At 35.1% G+C, this 22918-nt stretch carries 31 protein-coding genes; 25 read left to right on the plus strand and 6 right to left on the minus strand.

Features of this window, described 5'->3' with window-relative positions:
- The first annotated feature begins 56 nt into the window (after nt 1-56).
- The 4 genes from pstC to phoU all read left to right on the plus strand — a co-directional run bounded on the left by pstC (nt 57) and on the right by phoU (nt 3421).
- Complete coding sequence (gene pstC / locus H0173_RS10655; protein WP_221846848.1) at nt 57-1001, plus strand: phosphate ABC transporter permease subunit PstC; 945 nt, start codon at nt 57-59, stop codon at nt 999-1001.
- Nucleotides 1002-1880, plus strand: a complete 879-nt coding sequence (pstA, locus tag H0173_RS10660) for a phosphate ABC transporter permease PstA (protein WP_221846512.1) — start codon at nt 1002-1004, stop codon at nt 1878-1880.
- A 64-nt stretch (nt 1881-1944) separates the two neighbouring features.
- Nucleotides 1945-2739 (plus strand): phosphate ABC transporter ATP-binding protein PstB, encoded by a 795-nt coding sequence (gene pstB, locus H0173_RS10665; protein WP_313770633.1) that lies wholly within the window; start codon nt 1945-1947, stop codon nt 2737-2739.
- A gap of 25 nt (nt 2740-2764) precedes the next feature.
- On the plus strand, nt 2765-3421 hold the full coding sequence (gene phoU / locus H0173_RS10670) for a phosphate signaling complex protein PhoU (protein WP_221846514.1): 657 nt from the start codon (nt 2765-2767) through the stop codon (nt 3419-3421).
- A gap of 28 nt (nt 3422-3449) precedes the next feature.
- On the opposite strand, the gene H0173_RS10675 is transcribed toward phoU, so the two are convergent.
- Complete coding sequence (locus tag H0173_RS10675) at nt 3450-3923, minus strand: hypothetical protein (protein ID WP_221846515.1); 474 nt, start codon at nt 3921-3923, stop codon at nt 3450-3452.
- A 2-nt stretch (nt 3924-3925) separates the two neighbouring features.
- Nucleotides 3926-4300: a hypothetical protein gene (locus H0173_RS10680; RefSeq protein ID WP_221846516.1), complete on the minus strand. Its 375-nt coding sequence runs from the start codon at nt 4298-4300 to the stop codon at nt 3926-3928.
- A gap of 360 nt (nt 4301-4660) precedes the next feature.
- Here H0173_RS10680 and H0173_RS10685 point away from each other — a divergent pair, with 360 nt between their 5' ends.
- From H0173_RS10685 to H0173_RS10735, 11 genes are all read left to right on the plus strand, one after another.
- Nucleotides 4661-5302, plus strand: a complete 642-nt coding sequence (locus H0173_RS10685; RefSeq protein WP_221846517.1) for a hypothetical protein — start codon at nt 4661-4663, stop codon at nt 5300-5302.
- 77 nt (nt 5303-5379) lie between these two features.
- Nucleotides 5380-5529, plus strand: a complete 150-nt coding sequence (gene rpmG / locus H0173_RS10690) for a 50S ribosomal protein L33 (RefSeq protein WP_057771568.1) — start codon at nt 5380-5382, stop codon at nt 5527-5529.
- Between the two features lie 74 nt (nt 5530-5603).
- Nucleotides 5604-6176, plus strand: a complete 573-nt coding sequence (locus tag H0173_RS10695) for a 5-formyltetrahydrofolate cyclo-ligase (RefSeq protein WP_221846518.1) — start codon at nt 5604-5606, stop codon at nt 6174-6176.
- Nucleotides 6169-6948: a DUF92 domain-containing protein gene (locus H0173_RS10700; RefSeq protein ID WP_221846519.1), complete on the plus strand. Its 780-nt coding sequence runs from the start codon at nt 6169-6171 to the stop codon at nt 6946-6948. Before H0173_RS10695 ends, H0173_RS10700 begins: the two co-directional genes overlap by 8 nt.
- 59 nt (nt 6949-7007) lie before the next feature.
- Entirely contained in the window at nt 7008-7205 is a 198-nt protein-coding gene (locus tag H0173_RS10705) for a hypothetical protein (RefSeq protein ID WP_221846520.1), read from the plus strand.
- A gap of 139 nt (nt 7206-7344) precedes the next feature.
- Nucleotides 7345-8889: a rhomboid family protein gene (locus tag H0173_RS10710; RefSeq protein WP_221846521.1), complete on the plus strand. Its 1545-nt coding sequence runs from the start codon at nt 7345-7347 to the stop codon at nt 8887-8889.
- A gap of 36 nt (nt 8890-8925) precedes the next feature.
- Nucleotides 8926-9126, plus strand: coding sequence for a YqgQ family protein (locus H0173_RS10715; RefSeq protein WP_221846522.1), 201 nt, complete (start codon nt 8926-8928; stop codon nt 9124-9126).
- Between the two features lie 435 nt (nt 9127-9561).
- Complete coding sequence (locus tag H0173_RS10720) at nt 9562-11454, plus strand: LTA synthase family protein (protein ID WP_221846523.1); 1893 nt, start codon at nt 9562-9564, stop codon at nt 11452-11454.
- A gap of 101 nt (nt 11455-11555) precedes the next feature.
- A complete protein-coding gene (locus tag H0173_RS10725; RefSeq protein ID WP_221846524.1) occupies nt 11556-12743 on the plus strand; it encodes a M14 family metallopeptidase in 1188 nt (395 codons plus the stop codon).
- A 154-nt stretch (nt 12744-12897) separates the two neighbouring features.
- Nucleotides 12898-14040 (plus strand): YqgU-like beta propeller domain-containing protein, encoded by a 1143-nt coding sequence (locus H0173_RS10730; RefSeq protein ID WP_221846525.1) that lies wholly within the window; start codon nt 12898-12900, stop codon nt 14038-14040.
- A 20-nt stretch (nt 14041-14060) separates the two neighbouring features.
- Complete coding sequence (locus H0173_RS10735) at nt 14061-14375, plus strand: MTH1187 family thiamine-binding protein (RefSeq protein ID WP_221846526.1); 315 nt, start codon at nt 14061-14063, stop codon at nt 14373-14375.
- A gap of 46 nt (nt 14376-14421) precedes the next feature.
- On the opposite strand, the gene H0173_RS10740 is transcribed toward H0173_RS10735, so the two are convergent.
- Entirely contained in the window at nt 14422-14595 is a 174-nt protein-coding gene (locus H0173_RS10740) for a DUF2759 domain-containing protein (RefSeq protein WP_221846527.1), read from the minus strand.
- A gap of 107 nt (nt 14596-14702) precedes the next feature.
- Nucleotides 14703-15194, minus strand: a complete 492-nt coding sequence (locus H0173_RS10745; RefSeq protein ID WP_221846528.1) for a hypothetical protein — start codon at nt 15192-15194, stop codon at nt 14703-14705.
- A 119-nt stretch (nt 15195-15313) separates the two neighbouring features.
- On the opposite strand from H0173_RS10745, the gene H0173_RS10750 reads away from it, so the two are divergent.
- Entirely contained in the window at nt 15314-15949 is a 636-nt protein-coding gene (locus H0173_RS10750; protein WP_221846529.1) for an MBL fold metallo-hydrolase, read from the plus strand.
- A gap of 177 nt (nt 15950-16126) precedes the next feature.
- A complete protein-coding gene (locus tag H0173_RS10755) occupies nt 16127-17182 on the plus strand; it encodes a class I SAM-dependent methyltransferase (protein ID WP_221846530.1) in 1056 nt (351 codons plus the stop codon).
- 61 nt (nt 17183-17243) lie between these two features.
- On the opposite strand, the gene H0173_RS10760 is transcribed toward H0173_RS10755, so the two are convergent.
- Complete coding sequence (locus tag H0173_RS10760; protein WP_221846531.1) at nt 17244-17489, minus strand: DUF2626 domain-containing protein; 246 nt, start codon at nt 17487-17489, stop codon at nt 17244-17246.
- Nucleotides 17490-17634: 145 nt separating this feature from the next.
- Nucleotides 17635-18336, minus strand: coding sequence for a helix-turn-helix transcriptional regulator (locus tag H0173_RS10765; protein ID WP_221846532.1), 702 nt, complete (start codon nt 18334-18336; stop codon nt 17635-17637).
- Nucleotides 18337-18621: 285 nt separating this feature from the next.
- Between H0173_RS10765 and comGA the strand changes: the two genes are divergently transcribed.
- From comGA to H0173_RS10805, 8 genes are all read left to right on the plus strand, one after another.
- On the plus strand, nt 18622-19692 hold the full coding sequence (comGA, locus tag H0173_RS10770; RefSeq protein WP_221846533.1) for a competence type IV pilus ATPase ComGA: 1071 nt from the start codon (nt 18622-18624) through the stop codon (nt 19690-19692).
- Entirely contained in the window at nt 19679-20710 is a 1032-nt protein-coding gene (gene comGB, locus H0173_RS10775; protein WP_221846534.1) for a competence type IV pilus assembly protein ComGB, read from the plus strand. Before comGA ends, comGB begins: the two co-directional genes overlap by 14 nt.
- 2 nt (nt 20711-20712) lie before the next feature.
- The gene (gene comGC / locus H0173_RS10780; protein WP_221846535.1) at nt 20713-21051 is read left to right on the plus strand and encodes a competence type IV pilus major pilin ComGC; all 339 of its coding nucleotides are present in this window, start codon (nt 20713-20715) and stop codon (nt 21049-21051) included.
- Nucleotides 21048-21488, plus strand: a complete 441-nt coding sequence (comGD, locus tag H0173_RS10785) for a competence type IV pilus minor pilin ComGD (RefSeq protein ID WP_221846536.1) — start codon at nt 21048-21050, stop codon at nt 21486-21488. Before comGC ends, comGD begins: the two co-directional genes overlap by 4 nt.
- Nucleotides 21472-21807 carry a phosphatase gene (locus H0173_RS10790; protein ID WP_221846537.1) on the plus strand — a complete coding sequence of 112 codons (336 nt, stop codon included), beginning with the start codon at nt 21472-21474 and terminating at the stop codon, nt 21805-21807. Before comGD ends, H0173_RS10790 begins: the two co-directional genes overlap by 17 nt.
- A complete protein-coding gene (gene comGF, locus H0173_RS10795) occupies nt 21764-22234 on the plus strand; it encodes a competence type IV pilus minor pilin ComGF (RefSeq protein ID WP_221846849.1) in 471 nt (156 codons plus the stop codon). Before H0173_RS10790 ends, comGF begins: the two co-directional genes overlap by 44 nt.
- Nucleotides 22227-22607 (plus strand): competence type IV pilus minor pilin ComGG, encoded by a 381-nt coding sequence (gene comGG / locus H0173_RS10800; protein ID WP_221846538.1) that lies wholly within the window; start codon nt 22227-22229, stop codon nt 22605-22607. Before comGF ends, comGG begins: the two co-directional genes overlap by 8 nt.
- A gap of 94 nt (nt 22608-22701) precedes the next feature.
- A complete protein-coding gene (locus H0173_RS10805; RefSeq protein ID WP_221846539.1) occupies nt 22702-22914 on the plus strand; it encodes a YqzE family protein in 213 nt (70 codons plus the stop codon).
- Nucleotides 22915-22918 lie beyond the last annotated feature (4 nt).

Genomic DNA, 22918 nt, shown 5'->3' on the forward strand with positions numbered 1-22918 from the left:
GCGCGTCACTTGTGCTTCTCATCTTGTTGTGGATGAAGGGGGTTTTCACTTTGGATATGCAAAAGTCATCAGCTTCATTTTCAGTTCAGGAAATGATTCAAGCTAAAAAACAAAAGAAAAATACAAATGCAGCTATGGAAAAGATCATGCCAATCCTTTTATTATTAACCGCAGCGGTTTCAGTCTTAACTACACTCGGGATTGTGCTTACATTGATTGTAGAAACCTTTACCTTCTTCAGTAAAGTTTCCGTTATTGAATTTCTAACCTCAAAAAGGTGGTACCCGTTTTCTTCGACTCAGGGGTCATTTGGAGTCATGCCGCTTGTTTTAGGGACTTTAAAAGTAACGATTATTGCTGCAATAGTTGCTGTTCCAATTGGATTAGCATCAGCCATTTTCTTGAGTGAGTATGCTTCTGATAAAACAAGAAGAATTATTAAACCGATTTTAGAAGTTTTAGCAGGGATTCCTACAATTGTCTATGGATTTTTTGCTTTAACTTTTGTAACGCCGATATTAAGAGATTTAATACCTTCCCTTGAAATATTTAATGCATTAAGCCCGGGGATTGTGATTGGGATTATGATCACGCCAATGATTGCTTCGTTATCAGAAGATGCAATGACTTCTGTACCAAATTCGATGAGAGAAGGAGCACTTGCTTTAGGATCAACAAAGCTTGAAGTAGCGATTAAAGTAGTTCTGCCAGCTGCTATTTCTGGTATCGTAGCTTCTATAGTACTGGCTGTTTCCAGAGCAATTGGAGAAACGATGATTGTTGCTGTGGCTGGAGGATCAACGCCTAATATGAATTTGGATGTAACAAGTTCGATTCAAACGATGACAGCGTATATTGTTCAAGTAAGCCAAGGAGACGCGGGCTACGGAACGACAATTTATTACAGTATTTATGCTGTAGGATTTACTCTGTTCTTATTTACAATGGTTATGAATCTGCTTGCCCAATTTATCTCTCGACGCTTCAGGGAGGAATATTAAATGAAATTAATTGATTCAACATCAGTGATTAAAAGGATGAAAGCGAGATTGGCTGCCAATATCGTCTTTAAATGTTTATTTTTCGCAGCGACAATGTTTGGCTTACTCGTTCTAGGCATTTTATTATATCGGATACTCACTCAAGGACTTGCTTATCTTGATTTGCAATTTTTACAGAGCCTGCCTTCAAGAAAACCTGAGAATGCAGGGGTGAAGACAGCTTTAATAGGTACAGTGTGGCTAATGGGGGTAGTAGCGCCTGTATCTTTAATATTAGGTGTGGGGACAGCCATTTATTTAGAGGAATATGCGAAGAAAAACCGCTTTACGAGATTTATTCAAATAAATATTTCGAATCTTGCTGGTGTTCCATCTATCGTATTCGGGTTATTAGGATTAACTGTCTTCGTTCGAGCGCTTGCACTTGGCACAAGTGTGTTAGCTGCAGGACTTACAATGAGTCTGCTAGTCCTGCCTATTATCATTGTTGCTTCTCAGGAAGCAATCAGATCTGTGTCGAAGGAGCTAAGAGAAGCTTCATATGGAATGGGCGCAACAAAATGGCAAACAATTGTTCATGTCGTTCTGCCAGCTGCAATCCCAGGGATCTTAACGGGAGGAATCCTGGCGTTATCAAGAGCAATCGGAGAAACAGCTCCTCTAGTTGTTCTTGGATTGCCACTATTCCTTGCCTTTTTACCAAAGTCAGTTTTTGATATGTTCACCGTTTTGCCTATGCAAATATATAACTGGACCGGAAGGCCGCAAGCTGAATTCCAATCGTTAGCTGCTGCAGGCATTATCGTGCTGCTTATTCTATTGATCTTTATGAATTCAATTGCTGTTTTAATTCGAAATAAATTCCAAAATAGATATTAGTCTTCTTAATGGATGAAGGGAGAACTGAAATATGAAAGCGACAATGGAAAGACAAAAGGTACGTATGATTCATAGAACTGACATTCAGTCTGAAGAGGCAGCAAAAAATATCGTTTATAAAACCGATAGTCTTAATTTATGGTATGGGGAAAATCATGCGTTGAAAAATATTAATCTAGATATTTACGAAAATGAAGTAACAGCCATTATTGGCCCATCCGGTTGTGGGAAATCTACCTATATTAAAACGTTAAACCGAATGATTGAGCTCGTCCCAATTGTTAAAACGTCCGGTGAAATATTGTACCGTGGCAGAAATATTTTTGATAAGTCATATGGAGTGGAAGAATTGCGGACAAAGGTTGGAATGGTGTTCCAAAAACCAAATCCATTCCCAAAGTCTATTTATGAAAATGTAGCCTATGGCCCAAAAATTCATGGTATCCGTGATAAAAAAATTCTTGATCAAATCGTGGAGAAAAGCTTAAAGGGTGCTGCTATTTGGGATGAAGTAAAGGACCGACTGCACCAAAATGCATATGGGCTTTCAGGTGGACAGCAGCAGCGTCTATGTATTGCCCGCTGTTTAGCAATTGAGCCGGACGTCATTTTAATGGATGAACCAACATCAGCGCTTGATCCGATTTCAACTTTAAAAGTAGAAGAGTTAGTACAAGAATTAAAGAAACAATTTAGTATCATAATCGTTACACATAATATGCAGCAGGCTGCCCGTATTTCTGATAAAACCGCCTTTTTCCTAAATGGGGAGGTTATCGAGTTTTCAGAGACAAATAAAATTTTCTCAACACCTTCAGATAAACGAACAGAAGACTATATTACAGGAAGATTCGGCTAATTGCACGGAAGGGAGACCGACAGCCATGTCAGTTCGTGAAAAGTTTGATATCGATTTGAAAGAGTTACAGGGGAAACTATTAGAAATAGGAGGCTTTGCAGAAAAGGCCTTATCCAAATCTATTGAGGCGTTAGAAACACAAAATCTTGAATTGGCTCTTGAAATTATCGATAATGATTCACAGGCAAATTTGATGTATGAAGATATTAATGATTTCGCTATCTTGCTTATTGCTAAGCAGCAGCCGGTAGCTATTGATCTCCGCAGGATCATTGTGGGTATCAAAATAGCAACAAATATTGAAAGAATCGCAGATTTTGCTGTTAATATTGCAAAATCTACGATTAGAATCGGTTCTGAGCCGCTAGTAAAACCGATTGTGCATATAAAAGAGATGCATACAATTGCATTAGAAATGCTGAGATTATCTTTAGAGGCTTTTGTAGATGAAGATATTGTAAAAGCTAAAAAACTCGCTGACATGGATGACCGTGTAGATGATTTATATGGTCAGACCATTATAGAATTAATGCAAATCAATTTGCAAAAGCCAGAATCACTTTCACAAATAATCCAGCTGTCATTTATTTGCCGATATCTTGAAAGATCTGCTGATCATATAACGAATATTGCAGAAAGTATTTTATACCTTGTAAAGGGAAGGCAATATGATTTGAATTAATATGAATCAAAAAAGCTAAAGGACTCCTTTAGCTTTTTGTTATGATTTTTGCAATTTGTTTGTAGCTCATTCCTGCAGTTAGTTCAAATTTCCCAAGTTGAATTCGTTTGCTGTAGCCATTTTCTTCAAGGTAAGTTTCAAACTCATTAGCATCATCAATAATTTTTTTCTGTTCCAATAGGGAAGCAATCTCATGAGAAACCATTCCAGCTGCAATTTCTAACTTATATGCATGAATCGTATCTTCTTCTTTTTGAGGAGTGGCAGGATCCTGCTGCGTTGCTTTCGCTTCCTTATTCTTCTCTTTAATCGCTTCTTCCATATTCTGATATTTTTCTTTTGTTAAGATGATATATCCTTGGTCAGCTAGTAAGTCCTTAGCATTAACGATATTTAATTCATCCGGTGTAGCTCTATCCAAAACATAATAGTAATAGGAACCGATTATGCAGACAGCTACTAATATTCCTAGTGCAAAGGCACGTGTATTTCTTTTGTTCATATTTAGCCTCTTCTCATCTTCTCAGCTATGATCGATTCAACTTCCTCAGGTGTAAGGGAGGATTGGCGTGCAATTTGATCAGTTGTTAATCCTTGCTGGACAAGGGACCATACCTGATTCTTGATTATCTCATGAATTTCTTTTTTTTCACTTGATGCCTTTGAAATGGCTGATACCGGTTGGAAATCAATATCATTAACAAGTAATTCTTCTTCAAGAACCTTTAATTTTTTCTTCACTACATACATATCTTGAATTTGCTGCATAGAAAGCTGGTCCATTTCTTCACGGAGAATCTTATATGGATCCTTCATAAAGGCTGAAGAAATTAGCAGGATCATTGCAAAGGCCAGTAAGCCTATCATTAAGTATTCCAAGTCAGTCACCTCAATCTTTTACCTATCCTTATTTTAGCATTAAAAAAGCCAAATTTCGATTTGAATTGTACAGGATAAGCCAATTGTTAAAGTATTTGTCGGATTTTTAAAGAACTATGGGAAGTTTTTTTGTCGAAAAAGGACAATTATTAATAATATATTTTCCGAGAAAAATTTTTCATCTCCTGCAAATGTATGCATAATCACGTAACGCAGGATACGACAATTTCCGTTTATTGTGAGAGTAAGTTTTCAGTGATAACATATAGAAATAAGGAATAAATTTACTCGTGTACACATATATTGAATATTTTGTTTCGTGCAAATTACATATGAAAATTTTTGCGGAGGTGATATCGTATGAAGATTAATACTTGGGTGCAGTCAAAGGATACAGGAGAAATTTCAGTATCTAATCATGAGCGGATAGAAGTAATTCCCGGGGTTTGGATTAATGGAAAAACATATTGGCTAACTCCCGGAGTGGAATCAATGATTCCAGAGGAAGGAATTTCAGTCCACTTAAAACAAGAGGAAGAGACTTCTGAGATTAAATTATATCATGTTAGCATTACGAATTATCGTGAACGGCATCTAAATGTGAAACTGCTTATTCAAAATCGTCATTATTTGAGCGGAAATGAGTTGAAAAATTTATTACAGAAGCCATATCATTTATCCTTTATTTCACCATCTGAAAAGGTCGTATTCCATCTCGATCATGATAATGTATACTTGGCTAATGGCTGTTTCCATGAAAATAATTCTGGCATAAGCACTATTCAATCTCTTAGGAATGTCTTTACTGATAATATCTGGAATTGCCAAAGATCTGGCAAGCTTAAATACAACCCAATGGCTAATGGGGATGCAGTAAGTCTCTTTATTTACGACTTTCATTTCAAGGGAAAACAAACTTTGGAAGGTAAATCGTGGGTGATTACCGGTAAAGACGAATCGGAACTTGTAAAAATAAACGAGACACTTTTAAAAACACACTAGCATTTACCTCTGAAAAATGATATTATAGAAAAGTCGTATGAACGAACTAGTTTGAACATAGTTTGGAGGGATATTACATGCGTGTGAATATTACGTTAGCTTGCACAGAATGTGGAGATCGTAACTATATTTCTAAAAAAAATAAACGAAACAATCCAGATCGTCTTGAGCTTAAGAAATACTGCCCAAGAGAAAAGCGTTCTACTACACATCGTGAGACAAAATAAGCAGTGGGGTGATTCCTACTGCTTTTTTTGTTGTTTCATTACGTAAAAAAAATATGACAATTGGGGGAGCCAAAATGATAGGAGATAAAAAAGAACTTCGTAAACAAATAACAGAAAAGCTTTCGAAAGTTACAAAGCCTCAATATGAACATCTTTCCTATCACATTGCAAAAGGTCTTTATCAGGATGAATACTGGCGAGATGCAAAAACAATTGGACTAACCATATCTAGACAGCCTGAAGTTGATACATATCAAATTATTCGGAGAGCTTGGGAAGAAGGAAAACAGGTCGTGATTCCTAAATGCTTACCAAAAAATAGAGAAATGATTTTTCGAACATTAAACCAATTTGATCAATTAGAATCTGTATACTATGGACTTTTAGAGCCAATTGAATCTGAAACAACTGAAATCTGTCCAAGTAGTATCGATTTATTAATTGTTCCAGGTCTAGCCTTTACAGAGAGCGGATATAGGCTCGGTTTTGGCGGAGGCTATTATGACCGTTTTCTTACAAAATATAATGGACATACATTATCTCTAGCCTTCCAGCTTCAAATTGTTTCACAGCTGCCAGTGGAGACTCACGATATCCCAGTTGAAAAACTTATTACAGATCAAAAGGTAATGTTTGTAAATGGATGATACGGGTTTACGGTTATTGTTCATTGCAGCTACAGCTCTTTGCGGTTATTTGCTAAGATTGCTCACAATGTCAGGAAGTTTGGCTGCACTTACAGTTGGTATTCTGATTGGGCTTGGTTTTGGGGTTAAAGGCCTTCTGCTGTTAGGCTTCTTCTTTGCCAGTTCTAGTTTTTGGTCAAAATACAAGCGAAGAAATAAAGCAAAGATTGAAGAACGGCATGAAAAAGGTTCGCAAAGAGATTGGATTCAGGTTGCTGCAAATGGAGGAACTGCGGCTATTTGCAGTTTACTTCATTTAGCAAGCCCGAATGAGCTTTGGTTATACGGCTTTGCCATTTCAATTGCTGCTGCAAATTCAGATACATGGGCTTCTGAAATCGGCTCACTTAGCAAAAGGGCACCCATTTTTATTCGTTCATTCAAAAGTGTGGAAGCTGGTACATCAGGTGCAATTAGTGTATTGGGGACAGTTGCGGCATTATGCGGTTCTTTAACTATTTCTTTACTAGGTTATTATTTATTTCATATTTCATTTTCAAGGATGTTAGTTATTTTTCTTTTTGGATTCATTGGGAATGTCATCGACACTCTATTTGGAGCTTTTATACAGGTTGTATATCAATGTAAAAAATGCGGAGCAGAGGTTGAGGTCCGAAGCCACTGTGGTACAAAAACTGCCAATAAAAGGGGCTTACTAGTCATGAATAATGATGCTGTAAACTTTATCTCAGGATTTATGGCTGCATTAATAGGACTACTTTTCTTAAAATAGTAAATGTCTATGGATAAAAAAGAGTCTTTCATCTCACACTAGTGACAGGAGGGATGAAAATGGGACGTATTTTATCTATTATAATGATTGGTGTAGGCGGGTATATAATTTTTTTAAATCGGTATCGTGCACTTAATTTACTTTTTAGAAATGCTATATTAAGACGTATTTTTGTCAGCTCGATTATGGGGCTTCCGGGTGTAAGAGATCGAATGCTAAAAATGGTCTTTCCTCCTGGCACCGCTGAAACACATTAGAAAAGACCTTTAAGGTCTTTTTATTTTGCGTTTATAGCAGTAATTGCCTATAGTAAAAAAGGAAGTTTAGTTTTTTGGCGTTATCTCACATTTAGATTAATATAAATAAGTAAGCTTGATAAAGAGAGTAGGGGGAAATGTGAATCTTCAAGAAGAGTTTTTATTTTGGAGGCTTGCCCAATATTTTATATCAGTCAAAGAATATCGAATTATTCAATTGTCTGAGCAGCATAATGAACTTTGGCTTGAGAAGATGGAGAACAAGGAAGCCCAAGTCATTCGATTGCTTCGATTTAACTTGGATTGGAGCAATTGGATGCAAAAGGATATCGAGAAAACCGCCATTAATGGCGAAAGAATTCGAAAGCAGCTTCTTCGAGGGGAAATAAATGTCATTAATTTATATATTTCCGCTTATCCACCAGTAGATGATTATGAATTTAGAATCGAAAAGCCTTTTATAGTGCCGGGGAATGAGAAAACTAGGGTCACTTCCATTATTATAGATCGTGCTCATTATAAAGAAGGCACTTCTAAGCTTTATAATATTTTTCATGATGACATTTCATTATCGCTGAGCAGTGAAGGTTATTCAGAAAATGAAGTGGACGCAATGAAGCTGGCAGCGTTAACCGAAGCCTCTAATCGATCTAAAAAGGAACAATCCCTTTTCCAATATGGAAAGCCATTTTTTACATATATGTTTTTGATTATTCAAATAGCGATGTTTCTCTTCTTGGAAATAAAAGGAGGAAGCACGAATACATCCACTCTTATACAATACGGAGCTAAATTTAATCCGTTAATTATTGAAGGAGAATGGTGGCGTTTCTTTACACCTATTTTTCTTCATATTGGTTTGCTTCATTTATTAATGAATTCGCTCGCACTTTATTATTTAGGTTCGACAGTGGAAAGGATATACGGAAATTTTCGCTTTCTTTTTATTTACTTATTTGCTGGTTTTTCGGGCTCTTTAGCAAGTTTTATTTTTAGCCCTACATTATCAGCGGGAGCAAGCGGAGCCATTTTTGGCTGCTTTGGTGCTTTGCTTTATTTTGGAGTTATTTACCCTAAGCTTTTTTTCAGGACGATGGGCTTTAATATTATTATTATTCTTGGAATTAATCTTGTATTTGGATTTTCGATGTCAAGCATTGATAATGCAGGTCATATCGGGGGACTGATTGGTGGATTTTTGGCAACAGGAATTGTACATTTTCCGAAGAAGAGAAAACTGCTTTTCCAATTGATTTCCTTTGCCATTGCAGCTTTCTTAATTGTAGGTTTATTAAAATTTGGTTATAGCAATCCTGAAAAACTAATGAATGAAAATTCTGCACTTGTCCTTGCTCAAGAATATATGAAAACAGAGAAATACGATAAAGTCCGAGCTGTTCTCGAAAATTTTGCAAATGATGAATCGGCTTCTCCAGAAGTATATTTTATACTATCTTATGCAGAAATAAAGACAAATGAAATTGCAAAAGCAAAAGAGCATCTGCACTTAGCTATTGACAAAAGACAAGACTTTCATGAGGCATTTTATAATTTAGCTTTAATATATGTTCAGGAAGGTAATTTACTTGAAGCCCAAAAGTTTGCCAGTAAAGCTGTGGAATTAATGCCAAATCAAAAAGATTATCAAAAGCTTTTGCAGCAAATAAATGATGAAGTACAATAAGGTATATGGAACTTTGAGAGATAATGAGGGAAGAGAATGAAAACGATTTTTGAAATTCAGCAATTCCTAAAGAAATTTGGCACGATTATTTATGTTGGAGATAGAATTGCCGATTTGGAATTAATGGAAGAGGAAATAAAAGAACTTTACCAAGCACAGCTAATGGAAACGCAAGATTATCAAATGGCTATTTTATTATTAAGACATGAAATCCAGCTTTTGAAGAGAAAAGCCTAACTAACATGCTGAAGTAACGTAATATTTTTATAAGGGAAAAAAGAATATAGGGCTTATTGCTGCTTCGGCAAAAAGGGTATTCGGCAATGCACGGATGCCCTTTATTTATTCTATGTAATGAATTGAAGTGCGCCTGCAAAAAATGTTGACTAAAAATTTATTTTCATACTGATAATAAATAAAAGGAAAGTCCTATGACTAATTATTCATTTTTTGAAAAAGGGACAAATTCGAAACTTTTAAAGGTTTAGAACGTCTTATAAGATGGGTAAAGAGAAATCTATAATTATATAAAAATATAGTTTAACCTTATTTGATTTTTTGTAAAAAAAGTATTAAGATAAGGTTTGGTTTGTAAAAGGTCATCCTGTAATTGTAAAAAATACTAATATTTTCCATATCTGTTCCAAAAAAACAGGGAGGGTAACACTAAATATGAAGAATTTCAAATGGTCAAAGGTATCGCTAATTGGGATTGCGATTGTACTGCTTTGGCTAAAAACGTACATTACCTACAAGACTAGCTTCGATATTAAGATAGAAAATTGGAGGCAAGAATTTATTTTATTTATCAATCCATTAAGTTTCTTGCTTTTTGTTTTTGGCATTAGCTTATTTTTAAAAGTAAAAAATCAAAACCTATATATTCTGTTTACAAGCTTTTTGATATCTGCTGTGCTTTTTGCTAATGTGGTGTTTTATCGGTTTTTTAATGATTTTCTTACGATTCCCGTTCTATTCCAGACCAGCAATATGAGTGATTTAGGCAGCAGTGTGTCTGAACTGCTCCAATTATCTGATATTTTATACTTCGCCGATTTTATTATTTTGACATTAATTGTTATTCTTAAACCAGCATTTGTTTCATATCGGAAGTTTTCAAAAGTAGATCGAAGAGCGTTTTTCTTAATTGCGACAGCGATTGCTTTTTTTAATCTAGGATTGTCTGAAACAGAGCGCCCACAGCTTTTAACTCGGACTTTTGACCGCGAAATGCTTGTTAAAAACATCGGGACGTATAACTATCATATTTATGATATGTTTCTCCAATCGAAGTCCTCTGCACAAAGAGCTTTAGCAGATGGCAGTGAGTTAGTTGACATTGATAACTATATTCATGCAAATTACAAAAAACCAAACGACAAAATGTTTGGGATTGCAAAGAATAAGAATGTAATTTTGATTTCAATGGAGTCTACACAGAATTTTGTCATTAATGAAAAGGTAAACGGTCAAGAAATTACTCCATTCTTAAATCAGTTTATTAAGGATAGTTATTATTTTGAGAATTTTTATCACCAAACTGCACAAGGAAAAACTTCGGATTCAGAATTTATTGTAGAGAACTCTCTATATCCATTAAGCCGAGGAGCTGTTTTCTTCACACACTCAGGAAATGAATATACAGCTACACCTGATATTTTGCGTAACAATGGCTATTTTACTGCTTCCTTGCATGCAAACAATAAAAGTTTCTGGAACAGAGATATTATGTACCAATCATTAGGATATGACCGTTTCTATTCACTTCCGGATTATGATGTAACAGATGAAAATTCTGTTGGCTGGGGGATGAAGGATATTGATTTCTTTGAACAATCGATTCAGCATTTAAAGGAAATGCCTAAGCCGTTTTATGCGAAGTTTATAACATTAACAAATCACTTCCCATTTGAACTAGGGGAAGAAGATCGTTTTATTGAGCCATATACTTCCAATAATAAGACGGTTAATAATTATTTCCCAACCGTTCGATATACGGATGAAGCTTTAAAGATTTTTATCCAACGGTTAAAAGAAGAAGGCTTATATGATGATTCCATTATCATTATTTATGGAGATCACTATGGTATCTCAGAAAACCATAATAAAGCAATGGGTGAATTTTTAGGAACGGAGGTTACTCCTTTTGTAAGCACACAGCTACAAAGAGTACCATTAATAATTCATATTCCAGGTCAAAAAGGAAAAACAATCCCGACTGTTTCCGGGCAAATTGATTTAAAACCAACAATTCTTCATTTATTAGGTGTTAATACGAAGAATAATATTGATTTTGGATCAGATTTATTTTCAAAAGATAAGATGGAATTTACAGTTTTACGTGATGGAAGCTTTATTACGAAGGATTTAATCTATACTCGAGAAACATGCTACGATAAGAAGACAGGAGAGCCAACCGATAATAACGCTTGTGAGCCTTATATTGAAAAGGCGAAAAATGAGCTAGAGTACTCTGACAAAATCATCTATGGTGACTTATTGAGATTCTATGAGGATAAAGAACTTAGAGGTCCAAATTTTGATAACGATGTCCAAATTGATTAACAATAAACTAGAAAAAGTCTGCAAACCATTGCAGGCTTTTTACTTTGCATTTTTTCAGCTATTTGTTCATAAAAATGAATGGATAAGGGAGGAAGATAAAAATGAGAGTGAAAGTACGAGCTGGAGATACACTATGGTATTATAGCCGCCTTTTTATGATCCCTCTAAATTTGATTATGGATTCAAATCCATCAGTCAATCCGAATACATTAAAAATTGGACAGGAAATTCTCATTCCGGGATTTATTGCACAATCTTATATATTGAAGAAAGGGGATACTTTTTGGAAGCTTAGTGAAGCCAGACATATGTCTGTTGATGCATTGCTTATAGTAAACCAAAAAGTAAACCCGAATGAGCTTCAAACAGGAGAAACGATATTAATTCCATCTAGGGTCATTACACCAATTGTGAATGGAAGAAGGAATTATCATTATGAAGTCCTTTCTGAAGATATTAAAGGCTTACAATCCATTTATCCTTTTATAAAGGTAAAAACAATCGGCAAAACTGTACTTGGTAAGCCTATACAAGAAATTCGCTTTGGAAAAGGTACTAAAAAGATTCATTTTAATGCTTCTTTTCATGCTAATGAATGGATAACCTCTGGCATATTAATGGCATTAGTAAATCATTTTTTGCTATCGTTAACAAATGTAACTCCGATAAGAGGTGTTCAGACGATGCCTTTATATCAGAATGCTGATGTTTCAATTGTTCCAATGGTTAATCCAGATGGTGTAAATTTGGTGGTTAATGGTCCCGAAGAGAAGGAAAGAGAACGAGTTATCGAAATCAATCGAGGAAGTACTGATTTTAGCGGATGGAAGGCAAATATTAGAGGAGTCGATTTAAATGATCAATTTCCGGCAAAATGGGAAACTGAAAGAGATCGTTCTGAACAAAAGGCTCCAGCTCCAAGAGACTACCCGGGAACTGCGCCTCTAACTGAACCAGAAGCCATTGCAATGGCAGAATTGACTAAAGCTAGACAATTTAACCGTGTGCTTGCACTTCATACACAAGGGGAGGAAATTTATTGGGGGTTTGAAGGATTGGAGCCTCCAGAATCAAGCGTGCTAGCACGAGAGTTTGCAAGAGTAAGCGGATATCGTTCAGTCCAATACATTGAAAGCTATGCAGGCTACAAAGATTGGTTTATTCAAGATTTTCGAAGGCCAGGTTTCACAGTTGAACTGGGAAAAGGAATAAACCCGCTGCCAATATCTCAATTTGATGATATATTTGAAGAGGTTTTAGGTATTTACCTAGCTGCTTTATACATGTAAAATAATAGGGGAATTTAAATATTAGCTGTGTTTCAGCTTTTTACAAAAATTAAAGTATTTTTAGGAGGCTGTTAGGTAGAAATAGCCTCCATTTTTATGAAACATTTTAGAGCTTGTTTCGTATTACTATGTAGAACAAAAAGGGGGGAGGATTTTGGAGCAAAAGAAGATAATGAATTACCGGTTGCTTCTATTTTTATGTCTTATCCTCCTTATTGGATTAGCTGGGTGCCAGCAAAAGAGAGAAGCTGGTATGCAGCCGATGCAAAAACATGGTAAAACCTTACAGAAGGAGGCTGTTCCTCCATCCTTTTTGTTAAATAAAGTCCAAGCTCCTATACCTATTAAGCAAGGAAAATTTAATACGGTAAATGGCTGGCTGAGCAATGACACAATTATGTATATGACCAATGTTAATTTAGGGACAAATGTTTATACCTATAATTTATATACAGGTGAAACAAATCTATTATTTGAAAGTGAATCTCCTATTTCAACTGTAACGGCAAGTCCATCCGGCACCTATATATTGATTCATTCCTCCCCTAATACCTACGAAGGAATTATTTCAATTATTGATGGATCAGGAACGGAAATTCTTAGTAAGCGGATTAGTGCATTTGAATTTAATTTCGAGTGGAATCCATATAATGAGAACAAACTGCTTATTTCATCATTTACCGAAGACTGGGACTTTTCTATGTATGTGCTTAATATTAAGGAAAAAACACTGAATCATTTTGAAAATAATGAACCATTTGTTTTCTGGAATGGGGAAGATGAAATAATATATTTAGGATGGAGTCAAAATGATCCTTCACTCTTTGCATCGCTAATGAAAAGGGCAATTACTAGCACGAAGGAAGAACTTATACTAAATGACATTTATTATATAAAGGCTGTTAAGGATCTATTGTTGTCTATAACTATAGATGATAAAAATAGTGAACTAGCTGTATATACATTTTTCTCCAATAAGTTTGAAAAGCTTGGTTCGTTTTCAGTTCCACAATTAAGCCGGTATTCAGACTGGCTTGTACCTTTTTTTGATATTGGCAAAAGTCATTTTTTATCGCTGCAGCCTGTTTTCAGTACAGATGCTGACACGTATAACAAAGGATTTGAATTAACTACTTTTGATTTTAAAAATGGGGATAAACAAGTATTAATGGAAGGATTGAAAAATGAGCCATTAAGCTGTTCCCCAAATGGAAATCTATGCTTATACGGATTTTATTATGATAAGCTTATTAATATAGAAACAAAAGAAATCCTTGAGCTTGCAAGCCATTTATAAAACGAAAGGAAGAAACAAACATGGCAATTGTAGATGTAACAGTTATTCCAATAGGAACAAGTACACCAAGTGTGAGCACATATGTTGCTGAGATTCAGCGTGTATTAAAGGTCTATGAGGATAAGGGGCAAATTCGTTTTGAATTAACACCAATGAATACAATTATTGAAGGAGATTTACCTGTTTTGTTTGAAGTTATTCAGGCCATGCATGAAGTGCCTTTTCAAAAAGGACTAATGCGTGTTGCCACGAATATTCGTATCGATGATCGCAGGGACATCACCAGAAGAATGGAAGAAAAAATTGAAGCTGTTGAAAAGAAGTTAAATGACTAAAAACGAAAAAAAAAGACTGTCTTTTAGACCGTCTTTTTTTTCGTTCTTAGTGAACAGCTGGGTAACCGCTGTTAATTAGTGTTAATAGTGCAAATCCGCCGAAAACTACGAATGAGCCAGCGCCAAAAACGATGCCAAGAACATTTTTGTTCTTAAGTGCACTTAATGTGCCAATTGCTGCAAGAACAGCAACTAATGCAAAAATAATAACTAATCCCATTATTAATAGCCCCCTTTTTATGTTCATCAGCAGGCAATTGCCTTTTAATTTAGTAAAACTGTTAGGTAAAACCTATATGTAACTTATTTTTACATTCGTCTTATATTTTATAGAATTTTCCTCTGTTTGTCGAGTTCAAAAAATGACACTTGTATGTCATATGCATTTGCAATCCCATTTATTAAGTCCTTAAGATGATGTTCTGTAAAAAATACTTCACGATCATCATAGCTTGTTTCGTATATTACATGTTCTTGAAGCTGAAATTTGGCCATTTGTATGGCGGTTTCTTCACCGCCGACGATAGCGAATACACAAATTAATTCCTTTAGAAGATAAGTATTGGTGTTTGTTACTAACCCGAAATCATTAAAGTTTTCTCCTTTTATTCCTTGGTTAGTATAGATGAGCTCAAAGCGATTTTCAAATAGCCCAGCTTCATTTAATAATAATTCTGTTTGTTCAGCTTCATTGTCCAATTTATAGATAAATAATGATTCAATACAATCAAATACTTTTGTTTCACTTAAAATAAGTGCTTTAAATTCAGGTACATCTTCAATAATATTATTTGCCTCAACAGCATAAAATATTTTCATTTTTAACTCCTTTGCAAATAATTAAATGGGTGCTAGCAGGTAAAGGGTGTTTTCTTTAATTAAGCAATATATTTAGTGTAGAATATAATTATCAAATGTTCCAAATGGAGGTGCTTATAATGGAATGGAATCAAATTCCTTTAGGTCCATTACAAACGAATTGCTACATATTGTCAAAGGAAAACAATACTTGCTTAATCTTTGATCCAGGTGAAGAAAGTGAAAAACTTAGCCAATACATCCAGGATAATAATTTAAAGCCCCTTGCCATAATTCTTACTCATGCTCATTTTGATCATATTGGTGCTGTAGATGATATTCGTGAAGAATTTAATATACCAGTATATATTCATGAAAAAGAGTCTGATTGGCTCCTTGATCCAGCATTAAATGGCTCTGCAAGATATGAAATGATTAAGAACATAAGTGGGAAGCCAGCAGACATTACGATCAAAGAGGAGCAATCCATCACACTAGGGGAATTTACCCTTGAAATTTATGAAACACCTGGTCATTCACCGGGAAGTATCTCTATTTACATAAAGGATGCTGGATTAGTCATTGCTGGCGACGCTTTGTTTAATGGGAGTATAGGGCGGACAGACTTGCCTGGCGGAAATCATAATGAGCTGTTAGACAGTATTCACCAAAAGTTATTAGTATTGCCTGAAGAAACGATTGTACTTCCTGGTCACGGTCCTGCTACAACGATTGGCCAAGAAATGGATACAAATCCTTTTCTTAATGGGTTTTAAAGGGTTATACTGAGAAATAAAGGAAGTATAAATAGAAAAGCCCTTCTCAAATGAGAAGGGCTTTTCTGGGGGATGTTCTATTCATATAATGGGAGGGGATATAGTTAAGCTACTAAAATTACAATATAATAAAGTTTGCACTATGTCAATAGTGATAATATAAAAAAAGGAGTAGTTATGATAAATTTTATTAAAAAAATAATTTTAGATCATCCGTTAAAAAGGATATCATATGCAGAATATATGGAGTTGGCTCTTTACCATCCTGAATATGGCTATTATATGAGGGAAAAAGCAAAGATTGGCCGAGAAGGAGACTTCATTACAACTAGTAATATTTCTGATATTTATGGAAGATTAATTGCAAAATGGTATTTTAAGCAAATGAATATGTATAAATTTCCCCCATTTATTTGTGAAATCGGAGCGGGCACAGGCAGGTTTGCAAAAGCATTTATTGAACAATGGAATGAAATATCATCTGACCCAATTACCTATTTTATTGTAGAAGCAAGCCCTTATCATCGTAAAATCCAGGAGGAAGCGTTAAGTTCCTTCAATAACGTTAAACTAATAGACAATATTGAAGAGATTGCTCCGTTTAATGGGCTCATTTTTTCGAATGAATTGTTTGATGCTTTCCCTGTTCACGTTATCGAAAACCATAATGGGACATTCATGGAGGTTATGGTTGAAGTACATAATGATCAGCTTTCAGAAAGGGTTGTTCCGTTAGAAAATCCTCTCATTGGAACATTTATTGAGGAAAGTGGTTTAAGATTAAAAAATAAACAGAGAATAGAAATTCCCTTATTTATGGAGGATATGATTAGTCAAATAGGGAAGGTTCTTTCAAATGGATTGGTGCTGACGGTAGATTACGGCTATACAAATGAAGAATGGCAAGAACTGGGGAGAAACGATGGCAGTTTAAGGGGATATTATCAGCATCAGCAAATAAACGATGTTCTCCTTTATCCGGGAGAGATGGATATAACAAGCCATATTCATTTTGATTCTTTAATACGCATAGGAAATAATCATGGTTTGGCCTTTCAGCAAAAATGGCGTCAGGATGAATTCCTTCTTGAGGCAGGTATACTGGATGATTTACAGGATCATTATGATCCAGATCCATTTTCACCTGTGAGCAAAAGAAATCGCGCGATCAGAAGTTTAATTATGCCGGGGATAAGTTCGTCGTTTCATGTGATACTGCAGAAAAAGGTTTAGAAGAAAAATAAAAAAGCGATTGTTTGCAATCGCTTTTTTATTTATGTAATGTATTTAATTCTTAGTGACCACTTACACCTGGAGTCATCATAAATGTTGTCCAGTAAGTGAAGCCAATAAAGAATACTGTTAAATATGCGCCAAAAACATACATGTACATACGTTCTGAAAGCTTTAAATAGCTTAAAAGCAGAAAGAATCCCGTTTGGCCGAAGAAGATTAAAGATGTTGTGTACATGTCACCTACAAAGAACATGACAGCGAAAATCCCCGTCCAGAAGCCTAATACTCTGTACATACGATCCATATGTATCCCCCCTTTTAGCAATACGAGTACATCATTACATATTATAAGTTATTTCCAGCTTAAAAGTAAACCACTCTTTACCACTCTTTGTGAATATTGTTTGTATATAACCATTTCAAGAATGTATGCATCTTACAAGCAATTTTTACTTTGTTACAATAGCATGATATGAACAAGATTCACACCCATTAAGCATATTGGCCTTCTCCACTAGCTCAACAGAACTAAATAACGCTTCAAACATACCTTTTAAAAATTCTGCATGCATATTACATACTGAAGCTTCATAATCCTCTGAAACTTCTTTAAACGGACAGTTGAAAATTTGGAAAAATACTTTTGATTGATCTTCTTCCACTTCAAATTCCGGATGAAAACCTGACATAATGGCAGCATTTCTAATAATATTTAATTTCTGTTCAAAGGAAAGAGCCTCATTAAATAGGTTTGAACGGCTTGTCTCCTGTTCAATTAGCTCATGGCCAAACTTTTTGCCTGTATCATAAAGAGCTTGTTTAGCAACATCACCTAGCGAAAGCAATGTTTGCATCGCAATTTTTGACAGCAGCTGGTAGTCGCGGTACGGGAAATGAAGCTGGATAACATCATCTGACAGACGGTATAGCCTGCTTGGTCTTCCGCCTTTACCTGTCTTTTGCGTTTCAGATGTCAGCATATTCACATCTTCTAATTTTGAGAGGTGAAGTCTTGCTACATTTGGATGAATTTCAAAATTATCAGCAATTTCTTGTACGGTTACATCCTTATGTTTTTTTGTAATGTATTGATAAATATAATAGCGAGTTGGATCTGATAAAACATTTGTTATCTTTAAAGTTTGTTCCACCTAAGCTCACCTCAGAACGATATTGGTACCATTATAATACAGTTTTTCAAACTAAACACTGTATTCACTATAAGTTTCTAATTTGTTCACAAATATTCTGTGTGTATTTAGGCTGTGAAATATGAGTTTATTAGTGATTGGTAATATGAATATAACCATTATTGTAAGGAAAATTATTTTTTATATGCGAAAAATTTGTCAAAAATAAAAGGAAAATATATAATAAGGTCGAATGTGATATATGTGACTATTCTAAATTTTATAAAAAGGTGGTGCGATGTTCAATTGAACATGATCGAAAAATTAGCAGAAAGAGTCATTAAAGATGCAGTTAGAAATCACGCCTCAGATATTCATATTGTCCCCAGAAGAAAAGATACCCTTATCCAATGGCGCCTCGCGAATAAGCTAGTACCGAGACTTTATCTCCCTAGAGAAGAATGCGACAGATTAATTTCACACTTTAAATTTACTGCTTCCATGGATATTGGTGAAAAAAGAAGGCCGCAAAGCGGTGCCTATTCATATGTCATTGATGGCAAAATAATCGGATTGCGATTTTCCACTCTTCCCTCAAGCCACAATGAAAGTCTTGTTATCCGAATTCTCCCTCAGCAAGATCAAATCCCTTTTTTTCAAATCTCTTTATTTCCAAGTATGACTCGAAAAATGCTCGCCCTGCTCAAACATGCCCACGGATTAATTATACTTACGGGTCCAACCGGCTCAGGTAAGACATCAACGCTTTATTCACTTCTAAACGAAACTTCCCATATGTTCAACCGCAATGTTATTACTTTAGAAGACCCCATTGAAAAAGAGAATGATCTGGTGCTTCAAGTCCAAGTGAATGAAAAAGCTGGTGTTTCTTATGCAGCTGGTTTAAAGGCAATCTTAAGGCATGACCCAGACATTATTATGGTTGGTGAAATTAGGGATGCGGAAACGGCCAAAATTGCTGTAAGAGCAGCGCTGACAGGACATTTAGTACTCACAACCATGCATACAAGGGATGCGAAGGGGGCAATTTACCGATTACATGAATTTGGAGTGAATTGGCTGGAAATTGAACAAACTCTAGTTGCGGTAACAGCTCAAAGACTTGTTGAATTATCTTGTCCATTTTGCCAGGATGAATGCTCGACTTTCTGCTATAGCTATGGAAGATGGAAAAGAGCAAGTGTTTTCGAACTTCTTGCAGGTCGCGCATTAAATGCTGCTTTGCAGGAAGCAAAGGGGGAGAGAATGGGAGCAAGCTATCTCAGATTAAAGGATATCATTAAAAAGGGGATTGCCCTAGGCTATATAAAAGATACAGAATATGATCGCTGGGTGCTGGATAATGAAGAAATGTAGATGGAATCTGCAGGAACAAAGCCATTTTTTAAAAAGGACAGGAGAACTGCTTTCTAGAGGCTACCCTCTATCTGAAGCGATAGAATCTATTTTGTTTCAGCTTCCCAGAGAAAAGAAAAAGGAGGTAAGTAGATGTTTATCCGATTTGAGAGAAGGATATCCGTTTTATCAAATTCTATCAAGGCTTCATTTTAATAAAAATTTGATTGGCTATGTGTATTTTGCTGAGCAGCATGGCAGTTTGGCTCAAGCCTTTCAAGAAGGAAGCGAGATGATGCTGAAAAGAGACAAGGATTTTGAAAAGCTAAAAAAACTCCTTGTTTATCCAATATTATTAATCTTCATCACTATTATTTTATTCCTCTTTGTTGATTTTATTATTCTACCTAGATTTTCCTCTTTATTTACTTCGATGAAGCTAAAACCAAATTTTTTTATGAAAGCAATCACCGTTTTAAGTCACATTATGCCTTATCTTTTATGGGCTATCCTCGTTTTTGTGCTGCTTCTTCTTTGTTACTATTTTTTGCAATTCCGCAAAAAATCACAAATTGAGCAAAAGACAATTCTTATAAGCATCCCGATTATCGGTCCATTTTTAAAATTATTTTATTCCCACTATTTCTCCATTCAGACAAGTTATTTACTTTCTAGCGGTTTGTCTATTCATGAGGCACTAAGCAGTTTTGAGCAAAATGAGACACAGCCTCTTTATCAAGAATTGGGGGCTCTTATTAAAGAGAGTCTGCGAAAGGGGGAGAGTCTGGAAGAAATTCTGATAGAGTATTCATTTCTAGAAATAGAGCTTCCACAAATTATTAGACATGGGCAAAAAAATGGAAAACTTGATCAGGAACTCGCATTCTTTAGCAGGCATTGCTTGAATCTTATTGAAGAACGGTCGGATAAATTATTAAAAACCGTTCAGCCCATTCTGTATTCTGTAATTGGAGTAATGATTGTATTTATGTATTTAGCTGTGCTATTACCGATGTTTCATTTACTGGAGGGATTTTAATAATGAAAGCTTTAAGAAATAAAAAGGGTTTTACACTAATTGAAATGATGATTGTTTTGCTTGTAATTTCTGTTTTATTAATTATTACGATTCCAAATATAACAAAGCATAATTCGAAAATTAACAGTAAGGGATGCGAGGCATTTGTACAGATGGTGCAAGCTCAGGCGCAGGCTTATGAAATTGATAAGAAAAGTCCGCCAGCAGATGTTCAAGCACTTGTTGATGAGAAATATCTTAATCCTAAAGAAACGACATGCCCAAATGGCGAAAAAATTCTTATTTCGGCTGAGGGTAAAGTTACATCTGAAAATGCCGGCAAGGAGTCAGACTCAGATTGATTCGCAAACAAGCTGGTTTTACATTAATTGAATCCCTGTTTGTCTTAAGTGTTTTCCTCTTGATTGCTTCTATCACCGCCTTTCTACTAAAACCGCAGTATACAATATTAGAAAGACAGCATTTTATTTCACAGCTGCAAGCAGATTTGTTGTTTGCTCAGGCCTATGCACTTTCTCATCACCTTGAAGTTATTGTTCATATTCTCCCGGAACAAAACCGTTATATTATTCATGAAAAGCAAAGTGAAAGATTTCTAATTGAAAGGGAGATTCCAGATTTGATAACTATCAGGGAGGAATCCATGATGCTTTATTTTTATTTTCTAGCTGATGGGAATATTAATCGATTTGGGTCATTTGCGATATATGCAGGTAAGGAACGTTATAAGTTTACCTTTTTAATTGGAAAGGGAAGATTTTATGTGGCGAAGGAATGATGGATTTTTCTTGCCGGAATTGATTTTATCGTTATCAGCCTGGCTTCTGATTGCAGGAATCTTTTTCCCATTAGTAATGAATATTGTTAACCAATCCCTACAGCTGAAACAGGAATTTGAAGTGTCCCGTCTTTTATACGAAGAATTAATAAGAGCTAAAAAGGAAGGAGTGCTGCCTGTTTCTCATTCGCTTCTAGTCAATGGAACACAATATACTATCTCCCTTGATTCTTCTGGAGGAAACACTGGAGTGGAGGTTTGCATTAAATATGAAAATGTGTTTAAAACAGAGCAAAAAAAATGTGAAATATTTGAATAATAGAGGGTTTACAATGCTTGAAATGCTATTTGCTTTCTCGATTTTCTTGCTCATAGTATCCTTTTTCCCAATAACAATGAAATTTTTATTGGATAATGATCAACAGGATGCTAGAACGAAAAGCATGGAATGGCATGTATTCGTCAATCAACTAAAAAAAGAGCTTAGGCTTTCCGAAGGTCTAGCTGTTACAAACAATTCCCTTTTATTAAAGAAGCATGGTCAAGATATTCTCTATGAAAAATATGGATCTAATTTGCGAAGACGAGTTGATTATAAGGGACATGAAGTTGTATTTCAGGGGGTAAAATCCTTTCAGTTTTCCCAGATTCAAGATGGAGCAAGGCTAATCTTGACCGATAGCTATAATCAAGCTTACTCTGTTTCTTTATATTCCTATTTAAGTTTGGAAAAAGAAGATGATTAAGAACGAAAAAGGCTTTACTTATCCCCTTACTTTTAGCATAATCCTTATTTTTGCTCTTCTGATTACGATGAGAATTGAATTTTATTTATTGGAGTTTCGTTTTTACAAGGAATCAGAGACGAATTTAAAACAGGAGTTTTATTTTTATAGCTCTGTGAAACAAATGGAAACAATATTATCAGAAGAGGATGAGGTTTATTCTGGTGTTTTTATCTTTAATGATGGTGAAGTCAGTTATCAAACAACTAAATTAACCGAAACGCTATTTATGACGACATTTTCTTTGCGTATGGAGTCAAGCGGTGAAATTTTAGGGTATGGCTATTTTGATAGGGAAGAAGGAAAAATGATTAAGTGGCTGGAAAGGAACTAATTTTACCTAATTGTCAATTGTTTAAATCCAACAATTGAGGACATACTTTAGTTAGAAGCGTATTAAACTTTTATGAATTTACAGGGTGTATGATATGAAATCGAATGACTATGTAAAGTATATAACCGAAACAGTTGTGAAATATATTGATCAGCCAAAAGACGTTCGCAAAAGAACCAGATTAGAAAGGAAAGACCAGAAGGAACCTTTTTTGTATCGCTGGTTTGGTTTAATTCCCTATATTCTCTACTATAGTTTAAAAAGGAAAAAAGAAAGTAAATTTGAAAAAAAACCGTTCAAACTTTGAACGG

The sequence above is a fragment of the Bacillus sp. S/N-304-OC-R1 genome (genome assembly GCF_019749375.1).
Lineage (GTDB): Bacteria > Bacillota > Bacilli > Bacillales > Cytobacillaceae > Cytobacillus.